Source organism: Bradyrhizobium sp. Pha-3 (assembly GCF_042258325.1).
GTDB classification, from domain to species: Bacteria; Pseudomonadota; Alphaproteobacteria; order Rhizobiales; family Xanthobacteraceae; genus Bradyrhizobium; species Bradyrhizobium elkanii.
In genome coordinates this window covers 7875515-7890795 of record NZ_CP170151.1, presented here as the reverse complement: position 1 = coordinate 7890795, position 15281 = coordinate 7875515, and the positions used below count along the sequence as shown (strand labels likewise).

Genomic DNA, 15281 nt, shown 5'->3' with positions numbered 1-15281 from the left:
AGAGCGACGATGGACAGGCTTTTGGCCAACCGCACAGTCAACGCAGCCCAGTCGGGCGAGGGGCCGCCGTTGGTCCTGTTTCATTCGCTGCTGTCGGATCGCGCGAGCTTCGATGCGATCGTGCCGGAGCTTGCCCGGTCGTTTCGGACCATCGTGCCGGAACTACCGGGATTCGGCCGGTCGAGCGCGGTTGAGGGTGGCCTTGCCGCGATTGCCGACCGGATGGCGGATGCGGTGCATGATGCGGCTGATGGCACGCCAGCCATCGTGCTCGGCAATGGTTATGGCGGGTTCGTCGCGCTGCAGATGGCGATGCGCCACCCGGCGATCGCGAGCCGGCTGATCCTCGCCGACAGCGGTGCGGCGTTCTCCGAGCCGGGCCGCGAGGCGTTTCGCAACATGGCCAGGGTTTCACGCGAGAAGGGGCTCGCCGCGATCACCGACATTGCAATGCGCCGGCTGTTCGCACCGGATTTCCAGGCGCAGCATCCCGCGCTGATGCAGGATCGCCGCGATGCATTCCTGCGCACCGATCTCAACGTGTTCTGCGCGGCCTGCGATGCGTTGGCGAGCCTCGATCTTCGCGGCGAACTACGCAGCGTGACCATACCGACGCTCGTCGTGGTCGGCGAATATGACGAGGCAACGCCGCCGCCGATGTCATACGAATTGGCAGGCGGTCTGCCGAGAGCCAAGCTCAGGGTCATTCCGGGATGTGCGCATGTCCCGCAGCTGCAATCGCCAAAACTGTTCCTCGATACGATCGGCGATTTCCTGGCGGTCAAGCATAACGCCCCCGCCTGAGGCAGTGCAAACGGCTGGATCGCACCGCGGGTCACGCGGTGGCGTGCCGACAATTTGGGCAGAACGCCCAGCTAATGCCGTTTGACGCGACAGCATCTCTGCCTAGTCTGACCGGAGACGGAGATGAAACATGCGAGCGATCCTTGATCACTGCACCGGCGGTCGCAGGCGCAGCCTGTCGGCCGGCACGGATTTCATCGAGGAGGGCGGCAAGACCGGGCACCTGTTCGTGCTGCTCGATGGCAAGGTGGAAGTTGTCAAGGGCGACAGCCTGGTGGCAGTCATCGACGAGCCCGGCGCGGTGTTCGGCGAGATGAGTGTGCTGCTCGACCGGGCGCACAGCGCCAAGGTGCGCACGGCGTCCGATTGCGTCCTCTACGAGTTCGACGATGCGGCGTCGTTCCTGCGCCAGCAGCCGGCGGTGGCGCTGCTGATCGCGCAGCTGCTGGCACAACGGCTTCATGTCGCCACGACCTATCTTGCCGACCTGATGCACCAATATGCCGATCACGGCACCCATCTGGCGATGGTCGGCGAGGTGCTGCAGAGCATGATCAACCTGCCGCCGATGCAGGTCGCGCCAGGCTCGGATCGGCAATCCGATCCAAGGATATGAGCCAGTCAGGCGCATCGCACACAGGCGCTGCCGGCCGCGACAGCGGCGCCTTGAGATCGATCATCTGCGCATCGCCGGCGGCGAGCCAGAACGCCTTGTCCTGCGCGAGATCGAGCACGATGTAGACCGGGGGACGGCCGGGCTGCAGGCCGGTGTTGAACACCCAGGTCGCTCCGATCCGGTCGAACCACGAGCCGCTCTGGATGAACGGCGATTGATGCACATGGCCCGAGATCACCAGCGCCGGATGGTGGCGCTCGATCCAGCCGAGCAGCTCGGCGTCGCCGAAGAAGCGCTTGCCGCCCCAGCTGGTCGGCGAATCCGCCGGCGGGGCGTGATGGACCCAGACCCAGCGCTTGTGCGGCACCGCGGCTGCGGCGCGAAGCTGCTCGTCGATCCGCGCCTTGACCAGCGGGCCGTCCCACCACGGGCACACCGTGAACAGCGTGTCGCCGATGGCCAGATTGTCGCCGTCAGAGGCGACGCCGAACTCCCTGATGCCAGCGACCCAGCGCGCGACCTTCTCGCCCTCCGGGTTGCGCTCGTCGAGGTCGTGATTGCCCGAGCAGAAGATCACCGGCGTGAGATCGGCGAGCCGTGACAGGTATTTCGTGACGACGACGATCTGGGCGCGGAAATCGACCGCCGAGCCGAGGTTGAGCGCATCGCCGGCGAAGATCACGAGATCGAATTGCGGTGCCGCCGCCAGCAGCCAGTCGAACTGCGGCAACGAGTAATGCAGGTCGGCGACGACAAGACAGCGCATCGGTGAAAATCCGAATGCCCGGAAAACGGGCGGGGTCGCACGGCAATGAATTCAAACAAGCCAAATCGCAGCAAGATCTATGCCGCGTCGCGCGGGTCCGACGCGACAGATGTTCGCAGTGTCCGGCGAGTAGTTGGTCCTGCTGGCGCGGCGGTGGAGCGCGAATTTCGAAGCGACTTGAATTTTGCGCGGTTGTGCGCCGCTCAGGCAAGTGAGGTGAGCACGCCTGTCCGGCTCCCTCTCCCCCTGCGGGAGAGGGTGGGGAGAGGGGTGGCCCCGGGCGAGATTTTTGCGATGAGTGTCGGTCTCACAGTCTCGGCCGCGCCGTTCTGCAAATGGAGAGAGCGCGTCGTGCGGTACCCCTCTCCTCAACCCTCCCCCGCAAGGGGGGAGGGAGCCCCTCCGCCGGTGCGTCCCTTACGCTTGAACGCGAACCCTTCAAGTCCCGCTCACGCCCGCGCCGTGGCGTGGACGAAGGTCACCTCGATCAGCGTGCCGGTGCGGCCGCCGGTCCTGATCTGGAATTTGGCGCGATTGGCTTCGACCAGCGCCTTGGTCAGCGACAGGCTGACGCCGCCGGAGCCGGCCTGATCTGATGGCGTCGGGGCGCGGAACGGCTCGAGCGCCGCGGCGACCTCGTTGTCGTTGAGGCTCTGCCCGGTGTCGCGCACGCGCAGCATCACCTCGCCGAAATCCGACAGCGCGGTCGAGACGATCACCTGGCCGCCGGCATTGGCGAGATGGATCGAGTTGCCGATCAGGTTCAGCGTGATCTGGCGCAGCGCGCGGGCGTCGGCGACCACAGGCGGCAGCGTGTGGGCGAGCGAGGTGCGGATGATGATGCGCTCGCGGTTGGCCTGCGGCTGCATCACAGCGACGCAGCTCTCCACCATCTCGTTGAGGTTCTGGCTGGCGAAGGCGAGGTCGAGCTTGCCGGTCTCGATCCGCGAGAGGTCGAGCAAATCGTTGACGATCGCGATCACCCGCTCGCCGGAGGCGCGGATGTCCTTCATGTATTCGACATAGCGCTCGTTGCCGAGCGCGCCGAAGCGTTCGCCGATCATCACCTCGGCAAAGCCGATGATGGCGTTGAGCGGCGTGCGCAGCTCGTGGCTGATCCGCGCCAGCATGTCGGACTTGGCGTTGGCGGCGCGTTCGGCGAGCCGCCGCGCCTCGCGCAATTCGCCCTCGCTCTTCCTGGTCTGCGACAGATCGCGGAACACGGCGAAGAAGTTCGGCCCGTCGGCGCGGGTGCGGCCCATCGTCACCGACAGCGGGATGATGCCGCCCTGGCGGACGCGCCCGAGCGTCTCGCGGCCATGGTCGAGCAGGCTGGCGACGCCGGCGGATTTCAGGCTGGTGAGATAGTCGAAGATGCCGTGCTGGCTTTCCGGCGCGAACAGGTCGGCGAGCTTGCGGGTGACGAACTCGTCGCCGTCATAGCCGAACAGCGCCTCGGCGCTGCGGTTGCAGGAATGGATGTTGCCCTCGGCATCGAACATGATGATGCCTTCGGCCGCGGTGTCGAGGATCGCGCCGAGCTCCTCGGCGTCGGCGTGGCCGGCTTGCGGCTCGGCCGGCGCGAGCAGCGGCTCGGCGGTGGCCGCAGGCTCCGGTTCCGGTTCGGAGAGCGCAGCGGCGATCGCGGCATCCTCGTCCAGCGTGCGCGAGAAGATCAGCGCCAGCGCGGAATCGTCATCCCAGGTGATGGTGTGCAGCCGCGCCTCCGCGGACACCGACTGCGCGCCGTGCTCGGTGCTCTGGTTCGCCGAGATCGTCACCGGCGTGCCGGTGCCCGACGTGCTGCTCGCCTGCGAGACGCCGGGCTCGACATAGAGCGCGTCGAGGCCGCCGGCGGCTTCCAGCGCATGCAGGCTGTCATGGCCCATGCGTGAGAGGAAGGTGTGGTTGGCATAGAGCAGGCGGTCGAGCCGGTAGATCAGGACGCCGACCGGCAACAGATCGAGCAGCGCACGGTCGCGCCGGGAGTCGGCGCGCGGCGCCGGCTCGGCCGCAGCGAGCCAACCGGCCTTTGGCGTTTCCGCCGGCGGCTCCAGCGGCGCGACCGTCTCCTGCGGTGCCGCCGCCGCTTCCTGCGGCGGTTCGGTTGCGGGCGGCACTTCGGCGACCGGCTCGGCCGGCACGCTGTCGTTCGTGGTCGCGGCGAGGCCGGCCTCGTTCTCGAGCCGCGCCGACAATTGACGGGCGAGCTCGTTGAAGGCGTTGTTCTCGACCGGCGTCAGCGACGGCGGCCGGGTGTCGCCGGCGGGACGGAACGGCACCACATTCGGTGGCGGGTCGTGACGCACTTCGTGCGTTTCCTCGTGCGTTTCCACGGCGTGATCCGGATCGGCTCGGTGTGAAGTCTCTGCTGCTGTCGGCTCGGTCAATTCCTCGGGTGGTGCTGCTGCTCTCGTGTCGGGCGGCGGCTCGGCGTACGGCGGAGGATTGTCCGGCGGCGCGGCGGGCCCGGGCGGCGCATCGCTGCGCGGCGCCGGCGCGACATCGGCCGACAGCGATTGCGGCGCGACCGTGCCGCTGAAGAACTCATAGCGGCGCAATGCGGCGAGTCGCGCAAGCCCGTCGAGGTCGCGACACACACCAAAGCCGCGATAGCCGGCGAAATTCCTGGCACGATCGAACACCGGCAGACCGGACAGTTCGACCGGCAGCCGGCCGCCGCCGTCGACCGGCCAGTGCAGCGTGATGCCGCTCCAGGTGTCGTGGCTGGCGAACGCCTGCATCACGCGGCCTTCGGGATCGAGGCCAAAACTCTCGGCGATATCGCTCCAGAGCCGGCCGAAGCCCGCCGCGGTGTGCAGGCCGATCAGCCGGGTGAATTCATCGGAGCCGAGCGAGAAGCGGGCCTCGTGGTCCATCTGCCACATGAAGCGCAGCGGATGCCGCCGCACCGGCAACGGCTCGTCGAGCCAGGACGGCGGTGGCACCGGCGCCAATGTCGCGGGCTCCGGTCCGGCGGCAGGCGGCGGCGCGGGCGCATCCGCGATCGCATAAGGCGAGGGGACGGGATCGGCCGGCGGCGCTGATGTTTCCGGCGCGTGCGTGCGTGCCGTCTCTGCGAGATCAGGTGCGGGCTCCGGCACGCGCTGTTCGACCTGCGTCTCAGCGGGCATTTCAATCAGCGCTTCCGACAACGGCTCCTTGACGGCGGGAGTTTCGTCGGGCGTGGTGCCGAGAGAGGCTTTCTCTGCGTGCGCCTGTTCTGTTGACGCGAGAGATGGAGCAACGTCTGCAGGCTCTTCGACCGGCACTTCCATAGCGGCCTCGATCAGCGCTTCCGACAGCGGCTCCTCGACGACGGGAGTTTCGCCGGGCGTGGTGTCGAGAGGCGCTGTCTCTGCGTGCGCCTGTTCTGCTGACGCGTGAGATGGAGCAACGTCTGCAGGCTCTTCGACCCACACTTCCACAGCGGTCTCGATCAGCGCTTCCGACAGCGGCTCCTCGACGGCGGGGGTTTCGTCGGGCGTGGTGTCGAATGCCGCGGTCTCGATGGGCGCGGCTTCTACTGGTGCGGGAGATGAAGCTGCATCCGCAGATTCGGGTTCAGTCACGCTGATGATCGGCTCGGCCGCTTCTTCCGGCGTCGGATCGAGCGCATCGAACAGCGTGAAGGTGGCCGGCGCTTCGCTGGCCTGCACCGGGGCTTCGTGATGCGCGGCTTGTTGTTCGACGGCGACCCGTGCTGGCGGCGGCTCGGTTGCCGCGGCCTCTGGCGGCGTCACTGCTGGGGATACAGGAGCTTCGAACGCTGCCAGCGCAACCGGCTCAGGCACGATCGGCGCCGCCGGCTTTGCGGCGAGATGCGGCGCCGGCTTGATCAGCGCGACCAGCGCGCGATCGGCGCCGTGGCCGATCCGCTGCAGCACCACGCGGCCGATCGCAACGCTCGCCGCCGCGCGGCCCTGCGCCAGCGCCTCGCCGCGCGCGGCATCGAGACCGGCTTCGGTGAGATCGTGCAGGCCGGGCAGCGCACGCGCCGCCTCATTGGTTGCGACCAGTAGTCCGTCGCTGGTGAAGGCGGCTGCTGGACGCTGCAAGCCCTGCACCAGCCGCAGCAGGCGTTCCGCGAGCGGCATGCCGCGGCTGGTCGCGTTGAGCGCGGTCATCAGGATGCCATGGCTGCCGTCCGGCAGGTCGATCCGGGTGCAGCCGCAGGTCGCGAGCACGCCGGGCGCCGCGCCGAAGCCGCGCAGCCGCTCCAGCCGGACCGCGCCATTGGCGTTCAGGCTGTGGCCGAGCCGCGCGACCTGGCGGCGGTGCGGATCGGCCGGGCCGAAGCCGCGCTTTGCCAGTTCGGCGCCGTTGGCGGCACCGAATACCTGCGCGCCGACCGGATTGGCCCAGAGAATCCGTGCGCCGTCGGCCGCCCACAGCCATGCCGGCAGGGCGCCCGTCGCATGATCCGCCAGCCTGACATCGCCGAGCGCCTGGATCTGGAATTCCGCGTCACTCATCACGCAAGATTTGACCGCATGGGTTTGGCTTTCTTCCTTAAGCTCAGCCGAAGGCCCGGCAGCCGCAGGACGACAGCCTTAACAGAAGGTTAGTATCGCAACTGGGGGGCGGCAGGTCCATGTCCGCAAGCGAAACTGCCCCCGCCAAAGCCGGGATAACGTTAACTTGGCTGAACGATCCACAGCCGTTCGGCGTTGTCGGGCAAAGAGAGGTCGCTGCGAGCCGCGCGATGCGGAACCAGGCGGCGCCGCGTCACACCGGCGATTGCAGTGCCACGATATATTCTGCCGTCTATCTTGCCCTAGGCCCGCGGGGCCAAGCGGCGGGTCGATCAGCAAGCGAGGGAGAGCGACCATGAGCGACAACGGGCGTGACCATTTCGAGATCCCCAAGTTCGAGATTCCCAAGGACATGCGGTCGATGGCGGAGGCGAGCTTCGATCAGGCGCGCAAGGCGTTCGAGCAATTCGTGACCAACGCCAAGGACACCGCCGGCAAGATTGAGGAGAGCAACGCCACGATGCGCGCCGGCGCCAAGGACCTTTCGGCCAAGGCGCTGTCCTATGCCGAAAAGAACGTGCAGTCGTCGCTGGACTACGCCGAGGCGCTGCTCAAGGCCAAGGACCTCAGCGACGTCATGCGGCTGCACAGCGAATATGTGCAGGGCCAGATGCGCTCGCTCGCCGAGCAGGCCAGCGAGATGGGCCAGGCCGTCAGCCGCGCCGCGATGGACGCGGTCAAGCCGAAGAACTGATCGAGGCGCATTGGCCGCGGCCGACCCTGGCGCGTTCAGCCTCGGTCGGCCGCGGTAACTTTTTATTCCGCCACATAAAAAATATGGCGTCGCACGCGATCTTACGTTGCGTTGCACAAAATTGACATGATATGGGTGTTTATTAGGCGCGCCCGACGAAGGGCACTCCCGTGAATCAAGGCAGCGTGATCCATTTCAGCGCTCCCGGCCTGATGGGCTCCGGGACGTCCGCAATGGTCACATCTACTCACCCGTTGCGAAGGATTACACGTATGACCAACCCGTCCGATCCGTTTTCCGCCTCGATCATTCCGTTTGAAGTTCCCGAGCAGATGCGTGCGTTCGCCGAGAAGGGCGTTCTGCAGGCCCGCGACAGCTACGCCAAGTTCAAGGACGCTGCCGAGACCCACAACTCGACGGTCGAGGCCGTGTTCACCTCGGTGAGCAAGGGCGCCAGCGAGTATTCGGCCAAGCTGATCGAGTTCTTCAAGGCCAACACCACCTCCTCGCTCGACTTCGCCCAGGAGCTGTTCAGCGTGAAGTCGCCGACCGAAGCGGTCGAGCTGTGGACGTCGCACGCCCGCAAGCAGTTCGAGACCTACACCGCGCAGGCCAAGGAACTGGCCGAGCTCGGCCAGAAGGTCGCCAGCGAGACCGCCGAGCCGATCAAGGCCAGCGCCTCGAAGTTCTACAAGCCGGCCGCCTGATCGCTGCCCTCTAGGAGACCAGCGAAAGGCCCGGGCCGAAGCGGTCCGGGCCTTTTTGCTGGCCAAGGGCCCGTCGAGCGGCCCGACATAACAGCGGAAATCGGCGCGTTACGGCCTTGCCAAAGCGCGGCGTTGCACCTAGTTTCCGCCCGAAATCGCCGCCCCGCTTGAGCGGGCCGCGCGTCAGGATGCAGTTGTAGCTCAGTTGGTTAGAGCGCCTGTCTGTGGAACAGGAGGTCGGTGGTTCGAGCCCACCCAACTGTACCATCCGCAAGATCACTCAGCGCGACATCGCAAGATCAGACCGTCGCAAGGTCGCTTGCCCTTATCGCCCGGCGTGTCATCGCGTCCGCTTGCACTTCTCTGTCCCGTCACCCACACTCCCCGAAACGACGCCTTAACGACGCCTTGGTGACACCTTTGGGGGGACGCATGGGGACCGCCGGTTCAAGGAGTTTTTCGTTTGCGTTGACATCAGCCGTCGCTCTTGCGGCGCTGCTGCTGCCGGGCCGGGGTGAGGCCCACACGCCCGATCAGCAGCAGGCCTGTACGCCGGATGCGTTCCGGCTTTGCAGCCCCGAGATTCCCGACGTCGATCGCATCACGGCCTGCATGATCAGGAATAAGGCGCAGCTGTCGCCGGCCTGCCGCGTGTTCTTCCGCGCAGATCCGGAGCCGCGTAGGGCGAGCGAACGCGTCGAGCGGCGGCCGGTCGCTGCGAAGCGGAAGGTCTCCAAATCGCACAAGGCGAAGAAGTCGGCCCACTGAACAGGCTCACATCGCGCGCATGCCAGCGTCGCCAGCCTGACGCGTTGTTACCACGCGAACCGGTATGCGCCTCGCGCGATAACGGGCGTTGGATCGCCAGGCCGCGATTTCAAGGCTGCGATGCGCGACAGACTGACGCCTTGTGACGCTGTCACGCAGCATCATCTGTGGGACTTGTGTGGTTTGCCAAATCTGTTCCGCTCGTGGAACGGATGGAGTGGGACGTGTGAGCGAATACTACAAGCAAGAGATCGATCGGCACTTCGCCTGGTTCGAAGCCAAGCTGCCGGAAAAGCCAGCGCGCTTCGTCGCGTGGCTGCGCAAGCCATCGTCGCGCTATGTGCGGATTCCGCTCGCGATCCTCCTGATCATCGGCGGCATCTTCAGCTTCCTGCCGGTGCTCGGACTCTGGATGCTGCCGCTCGGACTCCTTTTGTTCGCGCAGGACGTCCCGTTCCTGCAGAAACCCACCGCGCAATTGCTCGGCTGGATCGAGCGCAAGTGGATCGAGCGCGAGCGCGCGAAAGCTGCCGGAAAACGCTAGGCCCTGAGTCAAATCAAACGCTTAGCGCTTCCATTTGCGGTTGCGTCATAAGTTCGGTGTGACTCAAAAAGCAAAACGCACCGGTAATCTTGGCCACTTTGCGGATTGCAAGAAATTTTTTCTTTCGCGAATCAGCGTGCTGATTCATTTTCGCCTCCTGGGGTCAATCTGGAGGCCAACGTATGAACGTGATTGTTTTCGCTTCGCGTAAGGGGGGCTCGGGAAAAAGTACCCTGGCTGCTCACCTCGCTGCGCAAGTGCACAAGGCAACGAAGCCCTGTCTGCTGATCGATGCCGATCCGCAGGGCTCGCTGACGCTCTGGCACAAGCTGCGCGGCACCAACGAGCCGGCGATCAAGACGGCGGTGAACTCGGTCAGCGGGATCATTGCCCAGGCCAAGCGTGACGGCATCGAGTGGGTGTTCATCGACACGCCGCCGAACCTCTCGGCCGTGGTCGACGACTCCATCAAGAACGCCACGATGGTGATCATTCCGGCGCGGCCCGGCGTGTTCGACGTCAACGCCGTGCAGGAAACCATCCAGACCTGCCGCTCGATGCGCAAGCCCTATGCCGTCGTGATCAACGGCGCGCCCGCGCAGCGTGACGGCGCCGAAAGCCGCATCGTCGCGATCGCACGCGAGGCGCTGGCGAAATTCCGTGCGCCGGTGTGGAGCGGCCAGATCACCAACCGCGCCGATCTTCTGATGGCGCTCGGCCAGGGCGAAGGCGCCCGCGAATATTATGCGGAAGGCCGCGCCGCCGCCGAGATCAATCGGCTGTGGGCCGCGATCGAACGCTCGATCAAGGCGATCCGTGGCACGGCGTCGGCGTCCGGTACGATGCACAAGCAAGCGGCGTAACAACGCCGCTTACGTTCGAAATGGAAAGAACGCGCGGCACTCGCGCGTTTTTTGCTGAAGCGACCAGGCAATCGCAGATTGCCTGGCTGACACTTGCAATCTGGCTGACGCTCGCAATGACACGATGGTTGGCTTTAAGCCACCATCAGCAGATAGAACACGATCACCGGCGCCAGGGTCAGGATCACCGACCAGATGCCGACAGCCCATAAAATATCCTCGGTCGTAAAGCCCGGCTCGGCACCCGGCCTCACGGCAACAAAGCCATTCCTCGAATTCACGACGCCCCCGCGCTGGTCTTGGCAATGCAGAGGCTGATACGCGAGCGGATTTAAGATCCCGGTCGGAATTTCGCGGGCATTTGCGCGCGGGTGCTACTTCGGATTAACCACGGCATGGGCGGCGGGCCGCGTTCGGCTGGTTGCCGTTCGCCTCAGTGCATTGCTCCGTCCCGGTCGCGGATCGCGCCGAGATGCTCGTTGATCCGGAATACGATCAGGATGAACTCGGCGGCGATGCGCGAGAACACGATGCCGACGAAGACGCTGGCGATCGACGCGAGCAACTGGATGAAGCCGACGAACGGGCTGATCGCCATCGCGGTGAGGCTCCACAGGATGCCGGAGATCCCGAACAGCACGATGACCGCGATCACCAGCCAGTAGAACGTCTTGATGATCGTGGGCGTGATGAAGCGGTCCCACTGAAACAGATCCTGGAAATCGAACATCATGGTTCTCCCGGCCAGCCGAAATATGATTCGCGTCTCGTTCATCCTACTGCGTCACCGCCGGCGCGATCACTTCGTCGCGGAAGCCTGCGCCGCAGGCGTCCATCGGGACGAGGCTATTCGCCGGGCCAATGGTTTGGGACGACGCCAAAGCGCCTCCGCGACCAGAGGGATCGATACCGCAGAAGCCCAATCGGTCTCGCCAAAGGCGAGCCCCGGACCGGGCGCCGGCGGTCCAGGGGCGAGCTATGCGAGTGGGCCGGTTGTGATTGCTGCAAATAACGGCCACAATCGGGCTTCCCTCCGGCATATCCTCACCCAATGACCACGCTGACCTTCGAAGACTTCAAGCCCGGCCGCTTCGGCACGTTCGGCCCGCGCCATGTTTCACGCGAGGAAATCCTCGCCTTTGCCGCCGAATTCGACCCGCAGCCGATGCATCTCGACGAGGAGGCGGCGAAGAAATCCATGCTCCGCGGCCTGTCGGGCTCGGGCTGGCATCTCGGCTCGCTGATGATGCGGATGCTGTTCGACGGCTTCATCGGCCGCACCGCCTCGCTGGGCGCGCCCGGGGTCAACGAGATGCGCTGGGTGGCGCCGCTGCGTCCGGGCGACGATTTGACGCTGGATGTCGATGTCGTCGAAGCGCGCGTCTCGAAGAGCCGTCCCGAGACCGGCATCGTCACGTTCAAGAGCACGATCCGCAACGCGCGCGGCGAGATGCTGTGCGAGATGGAGGCGCCGATCATGATCAGCCGCCGCGACGCCGCGAGCGCATAGGAGAGGTCATGCGCTTTTTTGAAGATATCGAGATCGGCGCACGGCGCGAGTTCGGCTCCTTCACCTTCACGCCTGAGGACATCAAGCGCTTTGCCGCGCAGTTCGATCCGCAGCGCTTCCATCTCGACGAGGAGGAGGGGCGCAACTCGCTGTTCGGCGGGCTCGCCGCATCGGGCTGGCACGTCGCCAGCGTCTGCATGAAGCTGCTCGTTGCCGACGGCAAGCGGCTCGCCGCGGAAGCCGCCGCGCGCGGCGAACAGGTCGCGGTCTGGGGCCCCTCACCGGGCTTCCGCGAGCTGCGCTGGATCCGCCCGGTGCTCGCAGGCGATACCATCAGCTTCACCAACCAGGTCGAGACCAAGCGCACGTCCGAGAAGCGGCCCGAATGGGGCATCCTCCAGGCCCGCAACATCGGCGTCAATCAGCGCAATGAGGTGGTGTTCTCGTTCCTTGCCACCGCTTTCGTGCCACGGCGGAATCCCGGTTCCTGATGTTGCCCGCACGCCTCTGATGTTGCCCGGACGCCATGGTTAGCGGATGACTTCTGCGGCCGACGCAGTTGTGCGTTGCGTGGAACTCATTTTTTGCTAACGCATTCTGAACCTTTGTCCCTGCCTTATGGTTTGAGGGCACGGACATCTGGCAAGAATGACTGGGGATACCATGGCAGATCGCAGCGCGCTGAAACTCGTCGGCATTATCTTCGCGACGGTAACGGTTGTGGTGATGCTGGCCACCGGAATGGTCGTGAAGGGCTTTGCCGACGGCAATTATTCCTTCGAGACCACCGCGAGCATCGATCGCTGATTGACCGTCTGTAACTGCCGGCGCTCGAGGGGGCGCAGGTTGCGCGCAATTGCGCTTTTCAATGTGATCTGTCGGCAGGCTGCGTCACACATCTTCCAAGCTTCAGTCTAACGATTCCAGATCAGCACCATCACGACGGTCGCGGCTACCAGGATGCCGATGAAGCGGATCATGATCGTGCCGATGCCCTGCTGCGGCTGGCGCAGCGGAATCGGATCGGCGGCGTTATCCGGCCGGACGCTCTGCATGACTTCGTCTCCAAACGGATGCCCGGCAAGGCGCGGTCCGGACGCGAATTCCGGATTGGAGGCGGGCTCGGCATCCGAAGTTCAAATCGGCATCTGCAAAAATTGACGTCGCGGAGTTTACACCGCGCTGAATAACGAATCGTTCTGCGCTGAATCGCGACCGCAAAGCGAAGCCGCCGCCCCCTGTCCAGGAGGCGGCGGCTGCCAACCCTAAAGGCGGATCCGGATCAGCTGTTGCGTAGGCCGTCGGCCGCGCGCTTCCACTGCGAGACGTTGTCGGCGATCATGCGCGTCGACTTCATCGCGGCCTGGCTGAGCTGGGCATAGCCGGAGATCTCGCGCTGGACGCGCTGGCCCTCGGCATGCAGCAGGTCACGCAGGCTCTCGAGCTCGCCGATCAGTTTCTCGATCTCGGCGAGCGAGGTGCCGGCGACGCGCTGGATCAGCGAGTTGACGTTGCTGACGGTGGCATCGGTGTTGGTGTCGGTCGGTGCGGTCTCCGGGCTCGCCACCGGCCGGCGCAGATAGGCGATATCGTTGCGCACGAAGTCGCGGATGCCGGCTTCGACTTCCGAGACCGCGGCAAGGTTGGTGTCGACCTCAGACGTCGCTTCGGCTTCGGCTTCCTCGGTACGGTTGGTGGCGTTCATCGGCTTTCCTCTAGTTCGCAATAGCGAAGCGCGGCTTGTCCCCCGCACGACGAATTGATGAAGTTACGGACCTATCAGTGCCGCCGAATTTGACCGCATCTGGGCCAAGTTGCGGCAATGCCTGATCATTTAGCGCGATAGAGCTAACAGACCGTTCACCATGAGCGCTTGTAGCCGGCGCTGATGCTCTTGTTGGTCGCGCCCTGGGAGGTCTCGCCGACCGAGCCGGAGACGGTGACCCCGTCGAACAGCTTCTGCTCGGCGCCGATCCGGCGCAGCCACCTGTCGTCGGAGGTCGACAGCGTCTGGCCTGCCGTGATGCTGGTGCCGGTGTCGTTAACGGACAGGCTCGCCGACTGATCGGTGTCGTAGCTGCGCGACGGGTGGCTGATGATGCCGGGCACCGGGACCACGCCCTGCTGGATGAGGTTGTAGCCGTTCTGCAGCGTCAGCGAATATTGCTCCGACAGCGGCACCGACTTGCTCAGGGAGGTGCCGACCTTGCTCTGGTCGGCGGAGGGATCGACCCGCGCCTCGACCGAGGTCTTGTCCCAGATCGAGGCCACGCCGCCGGTCGAGATCGCGGCCCAGGCCGAGCCGCCGGACTGCGGCAGGCTGCCGCCATTGGCGAGCCGCTCCGACAATTGCTCCGACGTCGTCATCGTGCCTTGCCTCGCGACCGTCATGTCGGCGCCGATGCGGGTGTCGAGGAATGGCGAGATCGACTGCTTGACCGACACCGCCGACGAGCCGTTGGCGTTGTTGTTGGTTGACCAGGATGGATCGTTGCCGGCGACGCTGGCCGGCCTCGCCGCACGCTTCGGCGCCAGCGTCGGCAGGCTGGTGGAATCGGTGTCGAGCTGGCTCCAGTCGAGCTTGCTCTCGTCGATGTCCTTCAGGATGTCGGCGTCATTGGCATTGGCCGCCGGCGGCTCCTCGTCGGCCGCAGCCTCGGCGTTATCGGCTGCGGTATCCTGGGCGGCGGGAGCGATCTGCCATGGCGGGGTTTGCGCGGCGGCCGACAGCGCTGTCGCCAGGCTGAAGCCGGCCGCCAGCATCGGCAGCCTTGCCCAGCCAAATCGTAATGTGAAGGTCATTCCCAGCCCGCAAATTCCAGAGCCGCAGCATGCGTTTGCCGTGGCGCAAAATTGTGGCATCGGCGCTCTGAAAGCAAGTGATCAACGCGTGATCGTCATGTCCGGGACAAACGCGCAGCGCGTTGGCGCGGCGCGTCCCGAGCGCGGCCGTTCGGGGCTGGCAAAACAGGCCGCCGCTGCCGGGGCAGGGGCCCCGGACATGACGAAGGCGTGAAATCGAAAAGCCGTCAGACCGCGATGCGCGGCAGATGGATCGGGTAGCCGACGGTCTGCTCGACCAGGTCGAAACTGTCGACCAGCACGCGGAAGCTCGTGAGCTTGCCGGCCCTGAACTGCGCGAAATGCGCGATCCGGAGCGAGATCGGTTTGTTGGAGTCGAGTGCCGTCAGCGAATAGCGCAGCATCGAGGCTGCGGAATCCACGCCGAGCATGATCTGTTCCCGGTCGAAGCGGTGAACCCTGAGGTTCTCGCCGATCTGCCTGATCACCTCGAGCACCGCGGCCTTGCCGCGGCGCGCGCCGAAAAAGGAAAACAGGTCGATCGGCCCATAGATGGACCATTCGACCTCGTCGTCGAGCAGCGGCTCGATATCTGCAAGCTGGCGTTCGTTGATCGCGCGATGCAATGCGCGCGAAAAACGCCAGAGACTATGCTCTGTCATTTTGGCCTTG

The 15281-nt window shown here is 65.3% G+C and carries 20 protein-coding genes and 1 tRNA gene; 12 read left to right on the top strand and 9 right to left on the bottom strand.

What is annotated here, in order from left to right; genetic code table 11:
• Positions 1-9: 9 nt before the first annotated feature.
• A complete protein-coding gene (locus ACE10X_RS37690; protein ID WP_038387356.1) occupies positions 10-804 on the top strand; it encodes an alpha/beta fold hydrolase in 795 nt (264 codons plus the stop codon).
• A 130-nt stretch (positions 805-934) separates the two neighbouring features.
• Complete coding sequence (locus tag ACE10X_RS37685) at positions 935-1420, top strand: Crp/Fnr family transcriptional regulator (RefSeq protein WP_038387357.1); 486 nt, start codon at positions 935-937, stop codon at positions 1418-1420.
• On the opposite strand, the gene ACE10X_RS37680 is transcribed toward ACE10X_RS37685, so the two are convergent.
• Positions 1359-2186, bottom strand: a complete 828-nt coding sequence (locus tag ACE10X_RS37680) for a metallophosphoesterase (RefSeq protein WP_038387358.1) — start codon at positions 2184-2186, stop codon at positions 1359-1361. The genes ACE10X_RS37685 and ACE10X_RS37680 overlap by 62 nt on opposite strands.
• 449 nt (positions 2187-2635) lie before the next feature.
• On the bottom strand, positions 2636-6661 hold the full coding sequence (locus ACE10X_RS37675) for a histidine kinase dimerization/phospho-acceptor domain-containing protein (protein ID WP_375763653.1): 4026 nt from the start codon (positions 6659-6661) through the stop codon (positions 2636-2638).
• A gap of 355 nt (positions 6662-7016) precedes the next feature.
• On the opposite strand from ACE10X_RS37675, the gene ACE10X_RS37670 reads away from it, so the two are divergent.
• The 5 genes from ACE10X_RS37670 to ACE10X_RS37650 all read left to right on the top strand — a co-directional run bounded on the left by ACE10X_RS37670 (position 7017) and on the right by ACE10X_RS37650 (position 9434).
• Positions 7017-7415: a phasin family protein gene (locus ACE10X_RS37670; RefSeq protein WP_038387364.1), complete on the top strand. Its 399-nt coding sequence runs from the start codon at positions 7017-7019 to the stop codon at positions 7413-7415.
• Positions 7416-7687: 272 nt separating this feature from the next.
• The gene (locus tag ACE10X_RS37665) at positions 7688-8122 is read left to right on the top strand and encodes a phasin (protein ID WP_028336028.1); all 435 of its coding nucleotides are present in this window, start codon (positions 7688-7690) and stop codon (positions 8120-8122) included.
• Positions 8123-8312: 190 nt separating this feature from the next.
• A tRNA-His gene (locus ACE10X_RS37660) sits at positions 8313-8389 on the top strand.
• A 201-nt stretch (positions 8390-8590) separates the two neighbouring features.
• A complete protein-coding gene (locus ACE10X_RS37655; protein WP_369529623.1) occupies positions 8591-8890 on the top strand; it encodes a hypothetical protein in 300 nt (99 codons plus the stop codon).
• 217 nt (positions 8891-9107) lie between these two features.
• Entirely contained in the window at positions 9108-9434 is a 327-nt protein-coding gene (locus tag ACE10X_RS37650) for a hypothetical protein (protein WP_018273595.1), read from the top strand.
• A gap of 13 nt (positions 9435-9447) precedes the next feature.
• Here the strand turns inward: ACE10X_RS37650 and ACE10X_RS37645 are convergent, their stop codons facing one another.
• Positions 9448-9582 carry a hypothetical protein gene (locus ACE10X_RS37645; RefSeq protein WP_256521274.1) on the bottom strand — a complete coding sequence of 45 codons (135 nt, stop codon included), beginning with the start codon at positions 9580-9582 and terminating at the stop codon, positions 9448-9450.
• Between the two features lie 34 nt (positions 9583-9616).
• Here ACE10X_RS37645 and ACE10X_RS37640 point away from each other — a divergent pair, with 34 nt between their 5' ends.
• Positions 9617-10297 (top strand): ParA family protein, encoded by a 681-nt coding sequence (locus ACE10X_RS37640; RefSeq protein ID WP_028336032.1) that lies wholly within the window; start codon positions 9617-9619, stop codon positions 10295-10297.
• A 134-nt stretch (positions 10298-10431) separates the two neighbouring features.
• Here the strand turns inward: ACE10X_RS37640 and ACE10X_RS37635 are convergent, their stop codons facing one another.
• Both ACE10X_RS37635 and ACE10X_RS37630 read right to left on the bottom strand, forming a co-directional pair.
• Positions 10432-10578, bottom strand: a complete 147-nt coding sequence (locus tag ACE10X_RS37635; RefSeq protein WP_162832441.1) for a hypothetical protein — start codon at positions 10576-10578, stop codon at positions 10432-10434.
• A gap of 152 nt (positions 10579-10730) precedes the next feature.
• Positions 10731-11027: a DUF4282 domain-containing protein gene (locus tag ACE10X_RS37630; protein WP_028340592.1), complete on the bottom strand. Its 297-nt coding sequence runs from the start codon at positions 11025-11027 to the stop codon at positions 10731-10733.
• Between the two features lie 321 nt (positions 11028-11348).
• Here ACE10X_RS37630 and ACE10X_RS37625 point away from each other — a divergent pair, with 321 nt between their 5' ends.
• The 3 genes from ACE10X_RS37625 to ACE10X_RS37615 all read left to right on the top strand — a co-directional run bounded on the left by ACE10X_RS37625 (position 11349) and on the right by ACE10X_RS37615 (position 12614).
• Positions 11349-11807 carry a MaoC family dehydratase gene (locus ACE10X_RS37625; RefSeq protein WP_028340591.1) on the top strand — a complete coding sequence of 153 codons (459 nt, stop codon included), beginning with the start codon at positions 11349-11351 and terminating at the stop codon, positions 11805-11807.
• An 8-nt stretch (positions 11808-11815) separates the two neighbouring features.
• Positions 11816-12298: a MaoC family dehydratase gene (locus ACE10X_RS37620; protein ID WP_038387365.1), complete on the top strand. Its 483-nt coding sequence runs from the start codon at positions 11816-11818 to the stop codon at positions 12296-12298.
• Positions 12299-12470: 172 nt separating this feature from the next.
• Positions 12471-12614 carry a hypothetical protein gene (locus ACE10X_RS37615; protein ID WP_016841369.1) on the top strand — a complete coding sequence of 48 codons (144 nt, stop codon included), beginning with the start codon at positions 12471-12473 and terminating at the stop codon, positions 12612-12614.
• A gap of 107 nt (positions 12615-12721) precedes the next feature.
• Here the strand turns inward: ACE10X_RS37615 and ACE10X_RS37610 are convergent, their stop codons facing one another.
• From ACE10X_RS37610 to ACE10X_RS37600, 3 genes are all read right to left on the bottom strand, one after another.
• A complete protein-coding gene (locus ACE10X_RS37610) occupies positions 12722-12862 on the bottom strand; it encodes a hypothetical protein (protein WP_162832442.1) in 141 nt (46 codons plus the stop codon).
• Between the two features lie 227 nt (positions 12863-13089).
• Positions 13090-13512 (bottom strand): hypothetical protein, encoded by a 423-nt coding sequence (locus ACE10X_RS37605; RefSeq protein WP_038387366.1) that lies wholly within the window; start codon positions 13510-13512, stop codon positions 13090-13092.
• A 155-nt stretch (positions 13513-13667) separates the two neighbouring features.
• The gene (locus tag ACE10X_RS37600; RefSeq protein WP_304557083.1) at positions 13668-14609 is read right to left on the bottom strand and encodes a hypothetical protein; all 942 of its coding nucleotides are present in this window, start codon (positions 14607-14609) and stop codon (positions 13668-13670) included.
• Between ACE10X_RS37600 and ACE10X_RS37595 the strand changes: the two genes are divergently transcribed.
• The gene (locus tag ACE10X_RS37595; RefSeq protein ID WP_157788100.1) at positions 14599-14823 is read left to right on the top strand and encodes a hypothetical protein; all 225 of its coding nucleotides are present in this window, start codon (positions 14599-14601) and stop codon (positions 14821-14823) included. The two genes, ACE10X_RS37600 and ACE10X_RS37595, sit on opposite strands and share 11 nt — an antisense overlap.
• A gap of 13 nt (positions 14824-14836) precedes the next feature.
• Here ACE10X_RS37595 and ACE10X_RS37590 read toward each other — a convergent pair whose 3' ends face one another.
• Entirely contained in the window at positions 14837-15271 is a 435-nt protein-coding gene (locus tag ACE10X_RS37590) for a nuclear transport factor 2 family protein (protein WP_026193357.1), read from the bottom strand.
• Positions 15272-15281: the final 10 nt, after the last annotated feature.